General features: G+C 68.5%; 14 protein-coding genes. 6 read left to right on the top strand and 8 right to left on the bottom strand.

All coding sequences use genetic code 11. The features are described 5' to 3' along the window. The first annotated feature begins 2 nt into the window (after nucleotides 1-2). Nucleotides 3-380 (top strand): YciI family protein, encoded by a 378-nt coding sequence (locus AC3DEZ_RS03150; RefSeq protein WP_447104352.1) that lies wholly within the window; start codon nucleotides 3-5, stop codon nucleotides 378-380. A gap of 19 nt (nucleotides 381-399) precedes the next feature. On the opposite strand, the gene AC3DEZ_RS03145 is transcribed toward AC3DEZ_RS03150, so the two are convergent. Then, on the bottom strand, nucleotides 400-732 hold the full coding sequence (locus AC3DEZ_RS03145) for a hypothetical protein (protein ID WP_488386902.1): 333 nt from the start codon (nucleotides 730-732) through the stop codon (nucleotides 400-402). Nucleotides 733-983: 251 nt separating this feature from the next. On the opposite strand from AC3DEZ_RS03145, the gene AC3DEZ_RS03140 reads away from it, so the two are divergent. Both AC3DEZ_RS03140 and AC3DEZ_RS03135 read left to right on the top strand, forming a co-directional pair. Continuing rightward, nucleotides 984-1214 carry a helix-turn-helix domain-containing protein gene (locus AC3DEZ_RS03140; protein ID WP_447104350.1) on the top strand — a complete coding sequence of 77 codons (231 nt, stop codon included), beginning with the start codon at nucleotides 984-986 and terminating at the stop codon, nucleotides 1212-1214. A 247-nt stretch (nucleotides 1215-1461) separates the two neighbouring features. Beyond that, a complete protein-coding gene (locus tag AC3DEZ_RS03135; protein ID WP_488386901.1) occupies nucleotides 1462-4785 on the top strand; it encodes an autotransporter family protein in 3324 nt (1107 codons plus the stop codon). A 25-nt stretch (nucleotides 4786-4810) separates the two neighbouring features. On the opposite strand, the gene AC3DEZ_RS03130 is transcribed toward AC3DEZ_RS03135, so the two are convergent. Further along, nucleotides 4811-5320, bottom strand: a complete 510-nt coding sequence (locus tag AC3DEZ_RS03130; protein ID WP_488386900.1) for a DUF1697 domain-containing protein — start codon at nucleotides 5318-5320, stop codon at nucleotides 4811-4813. 118 nt (nucleotides 5321-5438) lie between these two features. Here AC3DEZ_RS03130 and AC3DEZ_RS03125 point away from each other — a divergent pair, with 118 nt between their 5' ends. Continuing rightward, nucleotides 5439-6236, top strand: a complete 798-nt coding sequence (locus AC3DEZ_RS03125; protein WP_488386899.1) for a DUF2884 family protein — start codon at nucleotides 5439-5441, stop codon at nucleotides 6234-6236. Between the two features lie 49 nt (nucleotides 6237-6285). On the opposite strand, the gene AC3DEZ_RS03120 is transcribed toward AC3DEZ_RS03125, so the two are convergent. Beyond that, entirely contained in the window at nucleotides 6286-6900 is a 615-nt protein-coding gene (locus AC3DEZ_RS03120; RefSeq protein ID WP_488386898.1) for a DNA N-6-adenine-methyltransferase, read from the bottom strand. Between the two features lie 29 nt (nucleotides 6901-6929). Next, entirely contained in the window at nucleotides 6930-9020 is a 2091-nt protein-coding gene (locus AC3DEZ_RS03115) for a gluconolaconase (protein ID WP_488386897.1), read from the bottom strand. Nucleotides 9021-9125: 105 nt separating this feature from the next. Between AC3DEZ_RS03115 and AC3DEZ_RS03110 the strand changes: the two genes are divergently transcribed. Next, nucleotides 9126-9791: a DUF998 domain-containing protein gene (locus AC3DEZ_RS03110; RefSeq protein ID WP_488386896.1), complete on the top strand. Its 666-nt coding sequence runs from the start codon at nucleotides 9126-9128 to the stop codon at nucleotides 9789-9791. Between the two features lies 1 nt (nucleotide 9792). On the opposite strand, the gene AC3DEZ_RS03105 is transcribed toward AC3DEZ_RS03110, so the two are convergent. From AC3DEZ_RS03105 to AC3DEZ_RS03090, 4 genes are all read right to left on the bottom strand, one after another. Then, the gene (locus AC3DEZ_RS03105; RefSeq protein ID WP_488386895.1) at nucleotides 9793-11754 is read right to left on the bottom strand and encodes an alpha/beta hydrolase family protein; all 1962 of its coding nucleotides are present in this window, start codon (nucleotides 11752-11754) and stop codon (nucleotides 9793-9795) included. 391 nt (nucleotides 11755-12145) lie between these two features. Then, nucleotides 12146-13141: a polysaccharide deacetylase family protein gene (locus AC3DEZ_RS03100; protein WP_488387045.1), complete on the bottom strand. Its 996-nt coding sequence runs from the start codon at nucleotides 13139-13141 to the stop codon at nucleotides 12146-12148. A gap of 80 nt (nucleotides 13142-13221) precedes the next feature. Further along, complete coding sequence (locus AC3DEZ_RS03095) at nucleotides 13222-14058, bottom strand: arylamine N-acetyltransferase family protein (protein WP_488386894.1); 837 nt, start codon at nucleotides 14056-14058, stop codon at nucleotides 13222-13224. 141 nt (nucleotides 14059-14199) lie between these two features. Then, on the bottom strand, nucleotides 14200-14391 hold the full coding sequence (locus tag AC3DEZ_RS03090) for a hypothetical protein (RefSeq protein WP_488386893.1): 192 nt from the start codon (nucleotides 14389-14391) through the stop codon (nucleotides 14200-14202). 249 nt (nucleotides 14392-14640) lie between these two features. Here AC3DEZ_RS03090 and AC3DEZ_RS03085 point away from each other — a divergent pair, with 249 nt between their 5' ends. After that, nucleotides 14641-17751 carry a discoidin domain-containing protein gene (locus AC3DEZ_RS03085; RefSeq protein WP_488386892.1) on the top strand — a complete coding sequence of 1037 codons (3111 nt, stop codon included), beginning with the start codon at nucleotides 14641-14643 and terminating at the stop codon, nucleotides 17749-17751. The last annotated feature ends 29 nt before the right edge of the window (nucleotides 17752-17780 follow it).

Raw genomic sequence — 17780 nt, 5'->3', positions numbered from 1 at the left:
GCATGCAATATCTGTTGCTGGTCTATACCGATGACACGCTGCTGGAAACCCTGCCCGCGGCCGAGTACGACCGCCTGATGCACGGCTGCCTGAGCCATGCCGACGAGCTGAAGCAGGCCGGCACCCTGATTGCAAGCCAGCAGCTGGAGCCCGCACGGACCGCGCGTTCCCTGCGGATCCGCCACGGCCAGTCCACCATCACCGATGGTCCGTTCGCGGAAACCAAGGAAGTGCTGGCCGGCTTCAATCTGATCGAAGCCGACAGCCTGGACGAAGCCGTACGTATCGCCCACGAGTTCCCGTGGTCGCGGTTCGGCTGCATCGAGGTGCGGCCGGTGCACGACATGGGCCTGGAGCGGCGGCGGGTCGGCCTGGGCTGACGCGCCGCCGTCGCGCGGCTTACAGTTGCGCGCTGATCCGCGCCTTCACACCGGGATGGTCCCGGTAATACGCCGCGTTGTCGGCCAGATCCCGCCAGCGGCGATGATCGACCAGGGTGCGGCCCACCTGCCGGGCCACCCGCAGCAGCAGCGCGGGCTCCGGTGGGCGTTCGCTTTCCAGGGCATCTTCCATCAGATGGAGCATCAGCTGCGCCCGGTCCAGACAGGCCTCGGCTTCGCGCGAAGCGCCGCCATGCAGGGCGTCCAGGCGGGCCGGCGGGAATCGGGTGATGCCGACATCGGCAAGCACCGGCTCGTACGCGCCCTGCAGCAGGTGCAACAGCTGCGCCAATGATGTCTCGCCGGCATCAGCGGAATCACCGGACTCACCGAAATCCGCGCAGCCCCCGGTGGCGGGCTCATCGCTATCCCGGTGAGGAATTTCACTTTTTGAATACGGATGCACGGGCAACCTCCTTGTGCGTTCAGGTCGATGCGGTCTCCTGCCGCGTCCCGATGTTTTCCGGTTGACGAACACGAGATTCAAACACGGTAGATGAATGCTCTGTAGATTGTCAAACGGTAGCCGGTGACGCTGGGCGCATGCCGAAAGCATCTTCCGCCACCGCGCGACAGCGCATCTCCGCCAATCTGAAACGGCTGCGGAAAGCGCGTGATTTGAGCCAGGAGGAACTGGCCGAACTGGGCGAGTTCCATCGCACCTACGTGTCCCAGCTCGAACGCTGCGTCACCAATATTTCCATCGACGGACTGGAGCGGCTGGCCAATGCGCTTTCGGTGGACGTGCGCGATCTGCTCAAGCCGGTGGATTGAAAGGCACGGGTGCGCGCTATCACGCTTTTGAATCTTGCGTGCGCCGAGCCGCCATTTCGCGCTTGATGTGGGAATGAAATCGTAATAAGACTCTCCTCGGCGCACCGTGGCTCACCCGCGGATGCCCCATCGCTGGTGCAGGACCTGTCGTGCCGTACTCCGCCGTGACGTCCATCGCGCGCCGGAGACCGCTCTTCGTCTCCAGGGAGGAAGTCCCGTGCGCCCCAACCGCCCGCATCGCCTCGCCGTGTCCATCCTTCGACTGCTGCACATGCCATCCGCCGGCGTGATCGGCGGTCTTGGCCTGATGCTCCCGGCACTTGCGCTGGCCGACTGCAATTCCGCCTCGCCCGCCACCGGACAGAGCGTGGTCTGCACGCCGGCCGCGCCCAATCCCTTCACGACCGGCATCATCGCGCAGGCAGGCAGCACGGACGTAAGCGTGACGGTCGAAGAGGGCGCGGCACTGCAGGTGGCCGCCTCACCCGGCCTCCACCTTCGCGACCGGAGCCGCGCCGACAATGCCGGCAGCATCACTCTGGCCGCCGGCAACACCTGGGACGCGATGTTCGCCGAAGGCGACGGCAATACCTTGATCAATCACGGCATCGTGGACACCAGCGGCGACAACGCCGATGGCATGCAGGCGAACGGCAGTGGGAACGTCCTGAGCAATGCCGCCGGCGGCGACATCGTCACCCGCGGCGCCAACGCCAACGGGCTGTTCTCCGATGGCGGCAGCAACAACCGGCTCGACAATGCGGGCAGCATCACCACCCATGGTCCCGGCGCCGCGGGCTTGCGTGTCAACGGCGGCAGCGGGCATGTCCTGTCCAATACCGGCAGCGTGCTGGCGCAGGGCGCTGGCGCCGCCGGGGTGCAGAGCAGTGGCGCGGGCACGCTGACCAACGAAGGCAGCATCGTGTCGCAGGCCGGCATCGGCGTGGCGTTCACCGGCAACGCGGGCAATACGCTCATCAACCGTGGCGAGATCCGTGGCGCCACCACCGCGGTGGCCTTCGGAAGCGGCGGCGACGTGTTCGAACTGCATGCCGGCACCGTCACCGGCCAGGTGGACCAGGGTGATGGCGCCGATCGCATGCTGGTCACCGGCGGCACGCTCGACGGTACGGTCCAGCAGGGTCGCGGGGTGGACGACTTCGTCATGAGCGGCGGTCAGATTGGCGCGCTGTTGCAGGGCGACAACCTCGACACGTTCCGCATGACCGGCGGACGCATCGTCGGCGCGTTCGAGGATGGCGACTACGCGGAGATGACCGGCGGTCGTATCGGCCGGGTCAACATGAAGCTGGACGACAACACCTTCGACATGTCCGGCGGCACCATCGACGGCAACCTGGTGACCGGCTTCGGACGCGACACCATCCGCCTCTCCGATGGCTACATCGGCGGCAACATCAGCGTGAGCGGCGGCGACGATCGCATCACCGTCACCGGCGGTACGGTGCGTGGCGAGATCCGCGTGAGTTTCGGCAATGACGTGTTCGAATGGAATGGCGGAGGCGTCATCCATGGCACCATCGATCTGGGTGAAGGCGACGACACGGCGTCGTTGACCAGCCTCAATCAATCGCATCTCGGCGCGACGCCGCTGCTCGACGGGGGCCTCGGAACCGACGCGCTGTCGCTGTCCAACATCTCCACGGGCGGGCCGTCCCGGCTCCAACGCTGGGAACAGGTCGACGTTCGCGACGACACCGAGCTGAGCTTCGACACCGATCTGGTGCTGGGCGATGCCGCCAGCGGCAGCGGCACCCTGAACGTGGATGCCAGCAGCACGCTCTATGCCGGCGGGGGCTGGAACACCGGCATACATGCATTCGATGGCACGCAACCGATCACCTTCGTCAACGCCGGCCGCATCGATCTGACCAACGGCAATACCGGTGGCGCCAGCGACACCTTCACCATCGCCGGCAACTACATCGGCAACAACGCCGCGGTGTATCTGCAGACGGTGCTGGGCGATGATCAGTCGGCCTCCGATCGCTTGATCATTTCCGGCGGCCACGCCAGCGGCAGCACGGGGCTGGGCATCATCAACCTGGGCGGCGGCGGCGCGGCGACGACGCTGGACGGCATCCTGGTGGTGCAGTCGATCGAAGGCGCGACCTCCACGTCGGATGCCTTCGCGCTGTTCTCGCCGGTGGCCGCGGGCGCTTTCGAGTACTTCCTGTTCAAGGGAGGCGTGAGCGAGGGCACCACCGAAAACTGGTACCTGCGTTCGACCCTGGTGAACGTGCCGGAACCACCGACACCCGCGCCGGCGCCGGACCCCACCACGCCGACTCCACCCACGCCGCCACCACCGCCTCCCGAACCACCCGCGCCGCCGCCGCCCGAGCTGCCACCACCGCCTCCTCCGCCGCCGCCGCAATTGCCGGGCGATCCGGACGTGCCGGATCCGGATCCGGAGAACCCCGGCGAAGAACCGCCGCCTCCACCCGCTGAACCCCCGCCGGCACCACCGCCCTCCCCGCCACCGCCCGAACCGCCGGTCCCGGAGAATCCCGCGCCGTTGCCGACACCCGACCGCCAGCCTCCCACGCCCGGCGCGCGGCCTTCGACCGACGAAGTGGTCCCGTTGTACCGGGTCGAGTCGGCGGTCTACGCGGTGGTCACGCCGATCCTGCAGCAGATGTCGCTGGTCAGCCTCGGCACCTTCCACGAGCGCCAGGGCGAACAGGCGCTGCTGGATCGCGATGGCGGTTTTCGTACCGCCTGGGGTCGGATGCTCGGACAGAACACGCGGCAGGATTGGCGCGGCACGGTCGCGCCGACCTTCGACGGCAGCGTCACCGGCGTGCAGGCCGGCGTGGATCTGCATGCGTGGCGGAACGAGCGCGGCGATGCGCGCCATCACGCCGGGTTGTTCATCGGCCGCACCCGCGCCGATGGCGACATCCGCGGCTTCGCGCTGGGCTGGTACAACCTGACGGTCGGCAAGAACCGCCTGGATGAGGATCACCTGGGCCTGTACTGGTCCCGCATCGGTGAGCATGGCGGCTACCTGGACGCGGTCCTGATGGCGAGCCGCTACGACGGTCGCGCGAATTCCAGCCGCGGGCTGGGCGTCGACCTCGACGGCGGCGGACTGACCGCGTCGTTCGAAGTCGGGCGCCCGGTCCGCTGGCGCGAAGGGTCGCGCTGGTCGCTGGAACCGCAGGCCCAGATCATCTGGCAGCACGCCGATCTCGATGATCAGGACGACCGCTTCGCCCACGTGGCCTTCGACATCGACAGCACATTCACCGGCCGGGTCGGCCTGCGCCTGGCCGCCGACTTCCCGACCTCGGCGGGACTGTGGCAGCCCTACCTCAAGCTCAACTACTGGCACGGCTTCGGCGGCCGCGACGTGGTTCGCATGGATCGCGACGAACTGGTGACGCTGAAGGGCTACAACGCCGTCGAACTCGGCGGCGGCGTGGTGGCGAAGTTCAACGACCGCTTCAGCCTGTACCTGACCGCCGACTACACCACCGATACCGGCGATGCGGGCCGCGATCGCGAAACCGTGGAAGGCAACCTCGGTTTGCGGGTCAGCTGGTAACGGATTTCACCGGGAAGGCGGTCGCCTAGGCCGCCGCCATCTCGATCAGCTTGGCGATGGTATTGAGATTGCGTCCGGTGCCGGCGCGCGCGGCCGGAATGACCAGTCGCGAATCCGCCATGCCGTCGCCGTAGTGGACATAGATCTCGCGCTCGCCGAGCGCCAGTTGTTCATCGCGCTGGTGCCGCAGGGTGTCGAGCGCATCGGCCGGCGGCGGATCGTCCAGGAAAATCACCACCACCCGGTTGGGCGCGGCCCCGGCGAAGGGCTGCGCCGCCAATGCGCGCTCGAGTTCATCCCGTCGCCGCAGCACCACCCCGACCGGCTTTCCGGCGTAGGCGGCCAGGCGCTTTTCCAGCGCGGCTTTCGCCTGCGCCGGCGTGCGATTGCTGTCGAACACGACATTGCCGCTGGCGATGTAGGTACGCACCCGCTGGAAACCCGCGTCCTCGCACATGGCGCGCAGATCGGCCATCGGCAGTTTTCCGGTGCCGCCGACGTTCACGGCGCGCAGCAGGGCGATATAGGGCGTCATCGCGCCAGCATAGCGCCCGACCGACCCGATGCGGCGACAGTCACCATGACTTTTCCCACGGGCCGTGCCCGCCGGCTTCCCCGATGCTCTCGCCACCGCCCCGCTCCCGGTTGCCGCCATGCGTCCGCTGCCGCTCGTCCTTTCCCTCCTTGCACTGCTGCCGTTGGCCGCCAGCGCCGATGAACCGGTGCGGCCGGACGTCGATTCCCGACAATGCGGTTTCAGCACGCCCTACAACGTGCTGGTCGATACCGGCGGCGTCTGGCTGTATCGCGACGAGGGCTCGCCGCGCGAAGTGTTTTTCCACAATGGCGAGCTGAGCGTGGATCGCAAGGTCCGCGCGATCAGCGATGCCGACGCCCAGCGCCTGCGTCAGCTCGAGTACCAGGCCTACGCGTTGATGCCGGAAGTGGCCGGGCTGGCGCGCGACTCGGTCAACGTGACCTTCGATGCGCTGTCCGGCGTGGTCGAAGCCATGACCGGCAGCAAGCGCAAGGCCCGCAAGGTGGATGACTTCCGCGGCGAGGCGATCGCGCACGTGGATCGGACCCTGGGCCGTGGACGCTGGGATCAGGAGGTCTTCGACGAGAACTTCGAGGCGAACATCGAGAACGCCGCCGAGTCGATGGCCTCGATGATCGGACGCAGTGCGCTGTGGAGCGTATTCACCGGCCGCGCCAGCCAACTGGAAGCGCGCGCGGACAAGATGGACCGGGAACTGGAGCAGATGCTGGAAGCACGCACGAAGGCCATCGAGGCGCGCGCGGATGGCCTGTGCTCGCAGGTGCAGGCGATCAATGCCGTGCAGTCCGCGCTGGAGTATCGCCATGACGGCGCGCCGCTGCGCCTGCTGGAAGTCAGCGGAAACGACGATGCGCCGGATGCCAAGGCCAAGGTGGTGGCCGCGCGCCCCTGAGTCGCATCGACCTTTCGCGCCCGCGGCCGATCCGCCGGGCGCGGACAGGTCAGCCTGGTCCGGCCTCGCCGACCGGCGTCACCACGAAGCCGTGCTTGCCGAAGATGCGGGCGAACTTGTCCGCGTTCCTGCCGAAATAGAAGAATGCCTGCCCGCGCGTGTTGCCGGAGATGTGCTTGCGGTCGGCGTTCCAGAAGCTGATGCGGTGGTGGGTGAAGCAGATGCGGGTGCAGCGCGCGACCAGCACGTTGAACCAGCGCGTATCGGTGGCGTTGTTGACCAGCACCACGCCCTCGCCGAACTGCCGCGCTTCCCACTGATCGATGAAGCGGTTGACCGCGCGCGCGCACAGGCCCGCCGAATAGGGCGGATTCATGAACACCCGTCCGCGCGGGCCGGCTTTCCAGTCCTCGTCGAAGGCCGATTGCTCCACGGTCAGGATGCGTTTGGCGCCGACGATCTCGTTCGCCGTCTCCGAGGTGAAGGGATCCAGATCGATGCCGCCCATCACCGCCCGGACCGAATCCAGGTACTCCGGCGGGGTGAACCAGGAATCGGCATCCCTGGCCTTGCTGGTCGGCACCCGGCCGATGTAGCCGAGCCGGTGCGCGCTGGCGGTGGACACCGGGAGCGCGACGATGTTGGAGCGGGGAGTCTTGGGCATGGCCGTCATTCTATGCGCAGGGCGGGGACTCAGCGCAGCAGGATCTTCATATCACGGCGGGTGCTGGCGGCATTGCCGCTGTAGTCCAGCGCGGTGATCCGGATCAGGTATTCCCCCGCCGGCAGTTCGGAGGGCTGCCACGCGGCGGTTTCGACCACGCCGTCGCGGATGCGGTTGGTCACCACGTACTGGAAGCGGGTGACCGCGCTGCCGTGCACGGTGATGCCGCTGTCCGCCGCGTAGGCGAACTTCACCGCATCCGGATCCGGCGGCATGCGGTTGAACTCGATGTTCATGCGCGGCGCTTCGTAGCCGGGCATCGCCCGGCCCGCGGCATCAAGAATCTGGTAACCCAGCGCGTACAGGCCGAGTCGCCTGCGCGGCAGGTTGCGATCGACCTGGTCCCAGGCCTCGACCACGATCCGCACGCCGGACAGTTCGCGCGGCACCACCACGCGGCCACCGTCCTTTTCCGTCAGTGGCTGCTCCAGCGTGTCGAGCAGGTGGATCCCGTCGATGCGGGGCGGCTGGGAATCCGCATAGCCGGTGAAGCCCAGCGCGATCGCGTTGCGCTCGTAGCCGCTGCCGCCGACGCTCAGGTGCACATGCGCCATCGGGTTGATGGTGCCCAGCACGTCCCCGGCGGCGAAGCGCGTACCGCGCCGGACCCGGATGCGTTCGGGCTGGCCGGCTTCGTCGAGCAGCAACTGGAAGCGCGGGTCCGTCACCTCGCCGCGCGCGGTGCGTCCCACCCGCATGTGGATGTAGGCCAGCGTGTCCAGCCCCATGCCTTCGCCCTGGCCGCCGAATCCCCACGCCGCATACGGACTGCCGACCTTGCCGTCGGCGATCGCCAGCACCGGCTGGCCGATGTCGCCGCGGATATCCAGCCCGCTGTGCAGATGATCGCGATTCTCCCCCTGGAAGTTGCCACGCACCTCGCCCAGCGTGCCGACCACCTCATGCCAGCCCTGTTGCGGCGCCAGCGGCCAGCGCCCCCGGGTGTCCGGCAACGGCGCGTGCGGCGCGGGACCGGCGACGAGCGCCGGCGGCGTCGCGGTGCGCGGCGCGATGCGATGGACGCGATAACCGGTGGCATCGGTGACGACCAGCGCATCCCGGCCGTCCAGCGCCAGACCGGCCGGACGCGACAGGCGTTCCTGCTGCGCATGTCCGGTGATGACGCGGACATGGCCGTCGGCGGCGATCTGGAGAATCCGGCCGCCATTCATTTCCGACACGTAGATCACGCCGTCGCGGGTGATCGCCAGCGCGAGCGGACGGCCGATGCCGGAGGATCCGTCCGGCCACCAGGTTCTGGCGGTGCCGACCACGCCATCGGCGGTGATGTGGCGGATGGCGTTGTTGCGCAGATCAGCCACCCACACCACACCCTGTCCATCGACCGCCAGCGCGGTGGGCGTATCGAAACGCGCCGCCGATCCCGCGCCGTCGACGAAGCCGGGATGCTCGCCACCCGCCAGTGTCGAAACCTGGCCGTCGGGCGAGATCACGCGGATGCGATCGTTGTAGGTGTCGGCCACGTAGACCCGGCCCTGCGCATCCACCGCCACGCCGGTCGGTCCGTTGAACTGCGCCTGCGCGGCCGGGCCGTCGCGATGGCCGGCGACGCCGGTACCGGCCAGCGTGCCGACGATGCCCTGCGGAGTGATCCGGCGGATGGCATGGTTGCCGGTATCGGCCACGTAGAGATTGCCGGCGCGATCCAGCGCGAGGCCGGAAGGCGTATGCAACGCCGCGGCCGTACCGGCACCGTCGCGGAATCCTTCCACCGATCCGGCGAACGTGGCGACCTGCCCGTCGCGGCCGATGCGGCGGATGCGGTTGTTGTCGCCGCCATCGGCCACGTACACGGTGCCGTCGCCGGCCACCGCGATCCCGTACGGATCGGCGAAGCGCGCCGTCGCCGGCAGGCCATCGTGGTTCCCGCCGATGCCATCGCCCGCCAGCCATTCGAGTTGCGCGGCCCAGCCCAGCGGTGTCGGCGGCGGGCCGGCGATCGGCCGTACCTTCGGCGCGAACGGATCGAAGAAAAAGGTGGCCACGAGGGCCATCGCGGTCAGGCCAATCACCAGGCCCAGCCAGGTTCTGCGCGTCATGCCGGTGCCGGTTCCTTGGGAATCGAATCGTCCGCCTCGTGGCGACCATCACATTCTTGCATGAGTCCACACCCTCGTCCGCGTGGATCGCTACCATCGCGTCCCATGCCATTCCCCGTTTCAGCCGATTCCATTTCCCCCCTCGCTTCCGCATCCGAGGCCGCGGTGCCGGCGTGGACGCGCCCGCTCGCCGCGGGCGTGCAATGGGCCTGTGCCGCGTTCCTGGCTATCGCGCTGGCACTGCAATTCCTGCGGCCTGATCTGGACTGGGCGCGCACGCCGCTGAGCTTCTATCTGGTCGGTCCGTACGGCCCGCTGCTGCAAAGCGCGTACGGATTGCTGTCGCTGGGCCTGATCGGTCTGGGCGTGGTCGCCTGGCGCAGCGGCGCGGCCCAGGCGCGCAGCGCGGCGCCGTTGCTGCTGTTCGTCGTCGCCGGTGTCGCCTTGATCATCACCGCGCTGGCGGAAACGCCCTTCCCGGGACGCGCCATGACCCTGCAGGGACTCGTGCACGGCCTGGCCGCGCAGACCGCGTTCCTCTGCGTCACCGCGGCGATGCTGCTGCAAGCCTGGCGCTGGCGCGCGGATCCGGGATTCCGTCACCGCTTCGCGGCGGCCTTCTCGCTGGCCGCGCTCTGCTTTCTGGCGCTGTGGGTACATGTGCTCGCCCGCGATCTGCCACGCGGCGCGAGCCAGAAGGCGGTGATCGTCCTGATCGGCCTCTGGTTGCTGCTGGTGTCGGGCTGGGTGGGCCGCGACCGGCGCGCCTGACTCAGCGCGCGGTCTTGCCGCCCAGATGGCGCGAGAGGAAAGCGAGCAGGCGCGTGTAGTACTCGCGCCGATGCTCCTCGGTATAGAAGCCGTGGCCCTCGGTCTTGTAGTACAGCGTTTCCACCGGCACCCCGGCCTGCTTCAGCGCTTTTTCCATGCGTTCGGAATGCGCGAGCGGCGCGCGCTCGTCGCGTCCGCCGGCGGCGAGGAATACCGGCACCTTGATGCGCGAGGCCAGGGTGGTCGGTGAGCGTTCCGCCAGGGCGTCGGGTGGCCCCATCCAATCGCCGGCCCAGGTCTTGCCGGAACGGCTGCGGTTGGATTGGCGCCGATGCATCAGGCGCAGATCGTAGACACCCACATAACCCGCCGCGCAGCGATACAGGTCAGGCTCCCGGGCCGCGCCCATCAGCGCCGCGTAGCCGCCGTAACTGGCGCCGTAGATGCAGATGCGGCCGGGATCGGCGATGCGCTGTTCGATGGCCCAGCGGGTGGCGTCGGTGAGATCGTCCTGCATCCGTCCGCCCCACTCGCGCGCACCGGCCTGAACATGCGCGCGTCCATAGTTGCCGGAACCGCGATAGTTCACCCGCAGGACCGCATAGCCCGCCTCGGCGAGCATCTGCGCCTCGCTGTCGAATCCCCATTCGTCGAAGATCCCGAACGGACCGCCGTGCGGCAGCAACACCGTCGGGGCCTGCGGCCCCGCGTCACGCGGCAGGGTCAGGTAACCGTACAGCGGCAAGCCATCCCTCGCTTTCATCTCGACCAGGCGGGTGGGCAGGACGACCGCGGGGTCGAACCATTCCCGGGTCGAGAACACCCGGTCCGCCTTCTTCTCCACGATGTCGAACAGGAAATAGTCACCGTGATTGCGATCGCTCCACACGAACAGCAGCGCCAGCCGGCCATCCGCGGTGATCGAGGTCATGTGGACGCCGTGCCCGGGGAAGGCGCGTTCCAGCGCGCGGTAGAACCGCGCGGTCTTGCCCTTCTCGTCGAAGAAGGCGTTGCGCACGCCTTCATGCACATAGGACACGCCAATCGGGGTCCGGCCATCGACGTCGTACAGCGTGCGGAACGGATCCACGACACGATCCCGCAACAGCTCGGCGTGCGTTCCGTCGACCGGGTTCCAGGCGACGATGGCATCCGGTCCGTTCTTCTGTTCCACCTGCAGATAGGCGGTGCGGCCATCGGCCGAGAATCCCAATGGGAACTCGCGATGCCCGGTAGCGTTCTCGTCGTTGATCAGGCGCCACTCGGCCCGATCACCTTCCCGATAGTAGAGCCGGCTCGCATTGTCCACATCGGCGCCGAGCGCGAAACGGACCACACCGGCCTGATCGGTGGTGAAGTCCGCGCGGCGCACGGGCGCGGTCGCCACGGTGATCCGGCGGCGCGTGTAGATATCTAGCCGATCGATCGAGATGTAGGGGTCGGTCGTCAACGGCATCGCGGCGACCAGCACGTTCCGCTCGTCGTCCGGCAGGGTGTCGGTGAGAAAGACCGCGCGGGGCGGGCCGGGCGTCTCCGTGCGGCTACCGATTTCGCCGGTGCCGAACGGACTGGCGAGCAGACGCGCGACACTGCCGTCGGCGTTCACCGCATGCAGTTGGCCAAGCACCGACGGCTGGTCGCGGGAGCCCAGCCTTTCGGCCATCGACACCACTACCCGCTCGTTGTTGGCCCACCAGAAATCGTCCACCACCGAATCGCGCTCGCCACCGATCCTGGCGGTGATCGCGCGATCCGAGCGCCGGATGATCGCCAGCACGGTGCGATCCTCGAGCGGCACGGTGACCGCGTAGTAATCCCCGGTGGGAGAAATCTTGATGCGTTCGAACTGATCCGGCCGCAGATACGGCGCCAGATCCACGGTGGTGCCCGCATCACTTCCCTGCGCCCATGCCGCCATCGGCGCCAGGCACACCCACAACCAACCCCATTTCCGCTTGCGCATTCCGGATTCCGAATCCCTGGCAGTCCCCGCATGCCCCGTGCACGCGCGTCCCCCGGGGCGCATCGTCGCAGTTGGCACGGGCCCCGTCCACGGGTCGCGCCGGGTCAACTACTGACGTGGCGCGGCGTCGGCGTCACCTCCGGCGACGTCAGTCGCCTTTCGCATGTCCTTGAAAAACGTGCATTTCCGGCGATGGCACGAAGCCTGCGTAGTTCCAGGCGTGGGGGATGGAGAGGTGCGGGACGCAGGGAGGAGCAAGGGCTGGCGCGATCCCGTTGGGGAACGGGAACGTGATGTCCGGCGGAAGCCGGATGACAGGGGGCCAGCCTGATCGGAGCACGGCCGTACAGGGGCGGCCGTGGCTCCGCGCGGAGCCCGGCCAGACACCCGCCTATTCGCCGTCCACGCCCGCCAGATCCATCACCCACTTCGGAACCGACGGTTCGCCGGCGTAGAAATCCTTCGGCTTCTTCTCGGCCATCGCCCAGCGATGCAGCCAACTGGGTCCGAAGCGACCGTTGTAGCCTTCCTCCCCGCGCCGATAGGCGGGATCGCGCATGGCTTCTTCCAGACTCACGAACCGGTAGCCGCGTCGCCGCGCGCCATCGACCAGATCGGCGAATGCCACGGCGTTGAGTTCGTTGGCGTGCATCAGCCATACCTGCGGCAAGGCATGGCCCAGCAATGCCTGCGATTGCCGCTCGTAGTAATCGAGCTTGTTGAGCATGTAGGGCAGATAGCCCTTGCGCAGGCGATCCAGCGTGGCATCGCGATCGGAGCTCGCGGTCCGCGCCAGCACGCTGGCGTAGGCGAATGCCCAGACCCATTCGCCGTTGTCGACGGTGACCGGGGCGACGCGATAGCCGTGCGCGTCCAGGAAAGCGGTCAGCGCGGCGCGATCGTCCGGGGTGCGCCCGGCGCGCAGGTATGGATGGCGGAACCAGCGCGGCACCGCGCCACGTTCGGCCAGCAGCGGGCGCAGCACGCGCTCGCCTTTCAGGATCTCCGCTTCGAATGCCGGCAGGCCGACTTCGTGCAGATCCACATGGCCGTAGGTATGGTTGCCCAGCTCGTAGCCGGCATCACGCCAGTCGCGCAGCATCTGCACGCGCTCGGGCTGCGCGACGCCATCCACTTCCAGCTTGCCCTCGTTGACGAACCCCACCACCGGGACGTCCGCCCGGCGCAACTGCGCCATCAACCGCGCGTGCCAGTCGGGCAGTCCCGCCACGGCCTTCTCGTTGAGGCGCTGCCACGGCAGATCGTCGATGGTGACCGCGATGCGGCGTTGCGAAACCCCGTCGTCGCGGGGCGGCGGCGTGGCGGGTTCGGCGGCGTGCGCCAGGCTGGACCACAGGACGAACAGGCAACCGCACAGGTGGAACATGCGCATGGACACCACTCGGAAGGAGACACGGCGTCGAGCTTAGCCCGTGCGGGACCACGCCGCCCATGCCGCCGATGGCCTCAGGCCGTCACGGTCGCCGGCGGCAGCAGGCGTTCGATGGCCGCGTGCAGGCCCGGTTGCGCCGGTACCCGCAAGCCGAACTCGCGGTGCAGCACCTGGATCACCGCGTCCACATCGGCCAGGGCGTGGCGTTCGCTGGCCGCCCCCATGCGATGGATCGCGAAGCTGCCGCCCTTGAGGGTCTTGCGCCAGCCGGGGCCGGTGCGCGCCACCCGCAGCTGATCCCGGAATGGCGATTCCGGATGGGTGGACACGTACCAGTTGCCCACCACGTAGTCGATGTCAGCCTGACGCTGCAGATCGAAGAGGTACAACGGGCGCCATTCGCCGGCGACGAGCGCGCGCAGGGTGTACTGTCCGTCGGCCGCTTCCAGCCGATACGATTCGTGGGGCGTGACCTGCGCATCCATGCGGTCCAGCCGCAGCGGCGCGGTCGGCACCATGCCGCCGAAGCCGACATCGGTGATCCACGACTCGCCGTCCAGTTCGACCAGCACCAGCATGTGGGTGCGCGCGGGCACGGCGCCGGCGGTACCTTCCATCAACACCCGGCCGGTCAGCCCGCGCGCATCGAAGCCCAGTTGCTGCAGCAGCGCCAGGAACATCCGGTTGAGTTCGAAGCAGTAACCGCCGCGTCCCTCGAACAGCAGCTTGCGCTCCAGCGCCGGCAGATCCAGCGGCACCGGCATGCGCAGCAGGGTGGACAGGGTTTCGAACGGGAATTCGGCCGTATGCCGCGACTGGAGGTCGCGCAACGTGTCCAGAGTGGGCGGAGGCGCGGCGGCGTAGCCCAGGCGTTGCAGGTAGGGATAGGCGTGCTGCAGGGTCGGGAGCATGGAGGCGGCAGCGGAAGCGGGGGATGCGGAACAATGCGCCCTCAAGCGTGCTTGAGGTCAAGCGCGCCCCGGCGGCCGCGCCGATCCGCGGCCGCCCCGCCCGCCCGGGAACCGAGCGGGCGTTCCGTTCCGCCGCACCCGCTACCGCGCCTGCCGGAAACGCCAGCCGTAATTGTTGCCCGGCAGGATCGGCAGGGTCTCGCGGTAGGCGCGCATGCGTTCCTCATTGGTCGGGGCCGTTGGAACGGCATGGCGCGCGGGGTGCTGCAGGGAAAGGAATGCCAGCGGTCCCGGCGAGGCCCGCATGGCGCGGAAGAAATCCGAATCGTTCATGGCGCACCTGCCTTGCGGCGTGGCGACGGCGCATCGGCGGCGGGTGGCGAAGAAACCGCCTGCGGGCCGGTGCTTCGATCGGTACAACGCGGCGGTGATCCGGAATCGGCCAGTCCGCGTTCCCTTCCCTCCCGGGCGGAGCCGGGCCCGGCCATGTCGCACCGCAACTCGCATGTAAACGTTTACATCACTAGTATCCGGGCATCCGCGGGTTCCCGCGGCCTTCCCCGCCATGCCCGAGGGCTTGCGATGTCCGGTTCCACCGCTTCCCGCCGCACCCACCTCATCCATCGCCACGGACTGGCCCTGACCGCCCTGCTCTGGCTGCCGCTGGCGCAGGCCCAGCAGGCATCGCAGCCGCTGCCGCCGCGCGGCGAGTGGAAGGCCACCAGCTCCTCCACGGCGAACCCGGCCATGGCCCCGGTGATGGGCATCGATGGCAATCCCAGGACCTATTGGGGCGGGCCGTTCTCGGCCGGCCACTGGTACCAGGTGGATCTGGGCCGCAGCAGCCCGGTGGGTGGCGTGCTCATCCAGTGGGAAGGCGGCTTCGCCACCCACTACCTGATCCGCTACTCCAACGATGGCCGGCAATGGCAGGACGCGGTGCGCGTGACCGGCGGCAAGGGCGGCATCGAGTACGTGATGTTCCCGGCGGTGCGGGCGCGCTACCTGCGGCTGGCCACGCCGGATCGCACTGCCGACTGGGGCGTCTCGGTGGGCGAATTCGAACCGGTCGCGCACGCGCCGCGTTTGCGCGGCGTCATGGGTGACGGCGACAACGACGCGTTGTGGATCGGCGGCGCCGCGCGCGTGCTCGACAAGCGCAAGCCGCTGGAAATCGAACTGCCGCGGTCATTGCCGCTGGCCGGACTGGAAGTCACCTGGAAGATGCCGCCCAGCCGCGCGCGCCTGGAAGCGCGCGGCGCCGATGGCCGCTGGACGACGCTCGCCGAAGACCCGAACGTGTACGGCACCTCTTCTTTCCTGGCCGCGCCCGAAGTGCATGAGGCCACCGCGCTGCGTCTGGTGAGCGAAGGCGGCGATGGTGCGATCGTGGATCGGCTGCAACTGCTCGGTCCCAAGCGGCTGATGACGCCGCTGCGGCGCTACGAAATCGCCGCCTCGCGCCGTGACCGCGAACTGTTCCCGTCCTCGCTGCACCAGCAGCAGGTCTACTGGACCGCGGTCGGCATTCCCGCCGGCCAGCAGAAGTCGGTGTTCGACGAGTACGGCAACCTGGAAGCGTTCAAGGGCGCGCCGCTGGTGCAGCCGGTGTGGCGCGACCGCAACGGACGCAGCGCGGCCGCCTTCAACACCGAACTGCGCCACAGCCTGCGCGAGGGCTGGATGCCGATGCCGGCGGTGGAATGGTCGCCGCAGCCGGGCCTGTCGCTGCGCAGCGAGGCCATCGCGGTCGAACAGAACGGCGCGCCGGTCACCCTGGTCCGGTACCGCCTGCGCAACACCGGTGACCAGCCGGTGGAAGGGCAACTGGCCCTGCTGACGCGGCCGATGCAGATCAGCCCGCCGTGGCAGAACGGCGGCCTCTCCCCGCTGCACACCGTCGCGGTCGAGGACGGCGCGGTGCGGGTGAACGGACGGCGCCTGTTCCAGTCGTTGACGCCGCCCTCGGCCGCGGGCGTCTCCGCGTTCGGCGCGCACGGCGAAAGCGAGATCACCCGCCACGCGGCGGATGGCGATGTTCCCGGGCAGCGCAGCGTGGCGGATCCCGACGGCCTGGCCGCGGCGATCCAGCAATATCCGGTGAAACTGCAGCCGGGCGAACATCGCGACGTGGTCATCGCGTTCGCACTGGGCAACGCGCGCATCGACACCCAGGCCAGGCAGTGGCCGGATGCGCCCGCGCTGGATCGGACCGCGCTGCTGGCGGGCAACGAACCCGGAATCGCGTTCGACACGCTGGCCGACACGCTCGCCCGGCAATGGCAATCACGCCTGGGCAAGATCGGCCTGAGCCTGCCCGATGCCTCGCTGGTGGACATGCTGCGCGCGCAGGCGGCGTACATGCTGATCAACCAGAGCGGCCACGCCATGCAGCCGGGGCCGCGCAACTACAACCGCTCCTTCATCCGCGACGGCGCGGCGACCGCGGCCATCCTGCTGCGCATGGGCATGAGCGGGACCGCGCGCGACTACCTCCAATGGTATGCGGGCCACGCGGTGCATCCGAACGGACTGGTCTCGCCGATCCTCAACGACGACGGTTCGGTCAACACCGGTTTCGGCTCGGACCTCGAGCACGACAGCCAGGGCCAGTTCGTCTGGCTGGTCGCGGAAATCGCACGGCTGGATTGCGGCGCGGCCAGCGTCCGCGACTACCAGGACGAAGTGAAGCGCGCGCTGCGCTTTCTGCAGGAACTGCGCGAACGCACGATGGTGCCCGGCTATCAGGCCGGCCGGGAGGCCCCGGAACGCTTCCACGGCATCATCGCGCCCTCGATCAGCCACGAAGGCTATCCGGTGCCGACCCACAGCTACTGGGACGACTACTGGGCGTTGAAGGGTTGGCACGACGGCGCCTGGCTGGCCGAGCAATGGGGCGACAGGGAAACGGCGGCCTGGGCGCGCGAACAGTACGCCGCGCTGCACGCCTCGATGTCGGCGTCGATGCGCGCGACGATGGCGTGGAAAGGCATCGACTACATACCGGCTTCCGCCGATCTGGGCGACAACGATCCCACCAGCGTCTCGATCGGCCTGGATCCCACCGGCCAGCAGGATCTGATGCCGGCCGACGCCCTCGCCCGCACCTTCGCCCGCTACCTGGCCGACGTGCGCAAGCGCACGCCCGATGCGCTGTATGCGTACACGCCGTACGAAATGCGCAACGTCCTGACCTATGTCCACCTGGGCCAGCCCGCGGAGGCCAACGAACTGCTGCAGGACCTGGTGCGCCATCGCCGCCCCGCCGAATGGCAGGTCATCGCGGAGGTCGTCTATTCGGATCTGCGCCATGCCATCTACCTGGGCGACATGCCGCATACGTGGATCGGCTCGGAATACGCGCGTTCGATCTTCGGCATGCTGATGTACGAGGCCGATGATCACCTGTCACTGCTGCCGGGCACGCCGCCGGAGTGGATCGCGGGCGAAGGCCTCGCCATCGATGGCCTGCCTACCGCCCACGGCACGCTGAAGCTGCGCGCGCGCCGCGAGGGCGGACAGCTGCGCATTTCGCTGGGCGAGGGCCTGCGCGCCGATGTTCCCGTGACCGTCAGCTGGCCGGGCCGGATCGCGCCGAAACAGGTCACCGTCGATGGTCGGCGGGTGCGCGATTTCGACGCCGCCGGCATGCGCCTGACGCGGCCCTTCAAGGAGTTGACCGCGCAATGGTAGAGCCGGGCTTGCCCGGCTTTTGTTCGCGC

It is taken from the genome of Pseudoxanthomonas sp. 134C1 (assembly GCF_057773065.1).
This window is presented reverse-complemented; position numbering and strand designations above follow the sequence as displayed.

Coding starts and splice junctions, on each gene's coding strand:
- AC3DEZ_RS03150 (WP_447104352.1), top strand. CDS start 3: ATGCAATATCTGTTGCTGGTCTATACCGATGACACGCTGCTGGAAACC.
- AC3DEZ_RS03105 (WP_488386895.1), bottom strand. CDS start 11,754: ATGCGCAAGCGGAAATGGGGTTGGTTGTGGGTGTGCCTGGCGCCGATG.
- AC3DEZ_RS03120 (WP_488386898.1), bottom strand. CDS start 6,900: ATGCCCAAGACTCCCCGCTCCAACATCGTCGCGCTCCCGGTGTCCACC.
- AC3DEZ_RS03115 (WP_488386897.1), bottom strand. CDS start 9,020: ATGACGCGCAGAACCTGGCTGGGCCTGGTGATTGGCCTGACCGCGATG.
- AC3DEZ_RS03130 (WP_488386900.1), bottom strand. CDS start 5,320: ATGACGCCCTATATCGCCCTGCTGCGCGCCGTGAACGTCGGCGGCACC.
- AC3DEZ_RS03100 (WP_488387045.1), bottom strand. CDS start 13,141: ATGTTCCACCTGTGCGGTTGCCTGTTCGTCCTGTGGTCCAGCCTGGCG.
- AC3DEZ_RS03090 (WP_488386893.1), bottom strand. CDS start 14,391: ATGAACGATTCGGATTTCTTCCGCGCCATGCGGGCCTCGCCGGGACCG.
- AC3DEZ_RS03110 (WP_488386896.1), top strand. CDS start 9,126: ATGCCATTCCCCGTTTCAGCCGATTCCATTTCCCCCCTCGCTTCCGCA.
- AC3DEZ_RS03140 (WP_447104350.1), top strand. CDS start 984: ATGCCGAAAGCATCTTCCGCCACCGCGCGACAGCGCATCTCCGCCAAT.
- AC3DEZ_RS03125 (WP_488386899.1), top strand. CDS start 5,439: ATGCGTCCGCTGCCGCTCGTCCTTTCCCTCCTTGCACTGCTGCCGTTG.
- AC3DEZ_RS03085 (WP_488386892.1), top strand. CDS start 14,641: ATGTCCGGTTCCACCGCTTCCCGCCGCACCCACCTCATCCATCGCCAC.
- AC3DEZ_RS03095 (WP_488386894.1), bottom strand. CDS start 14,058: ATGCTCCCGACCCTGCAGCACGCCTATCCCTACCTGCAACGCCTGGGC.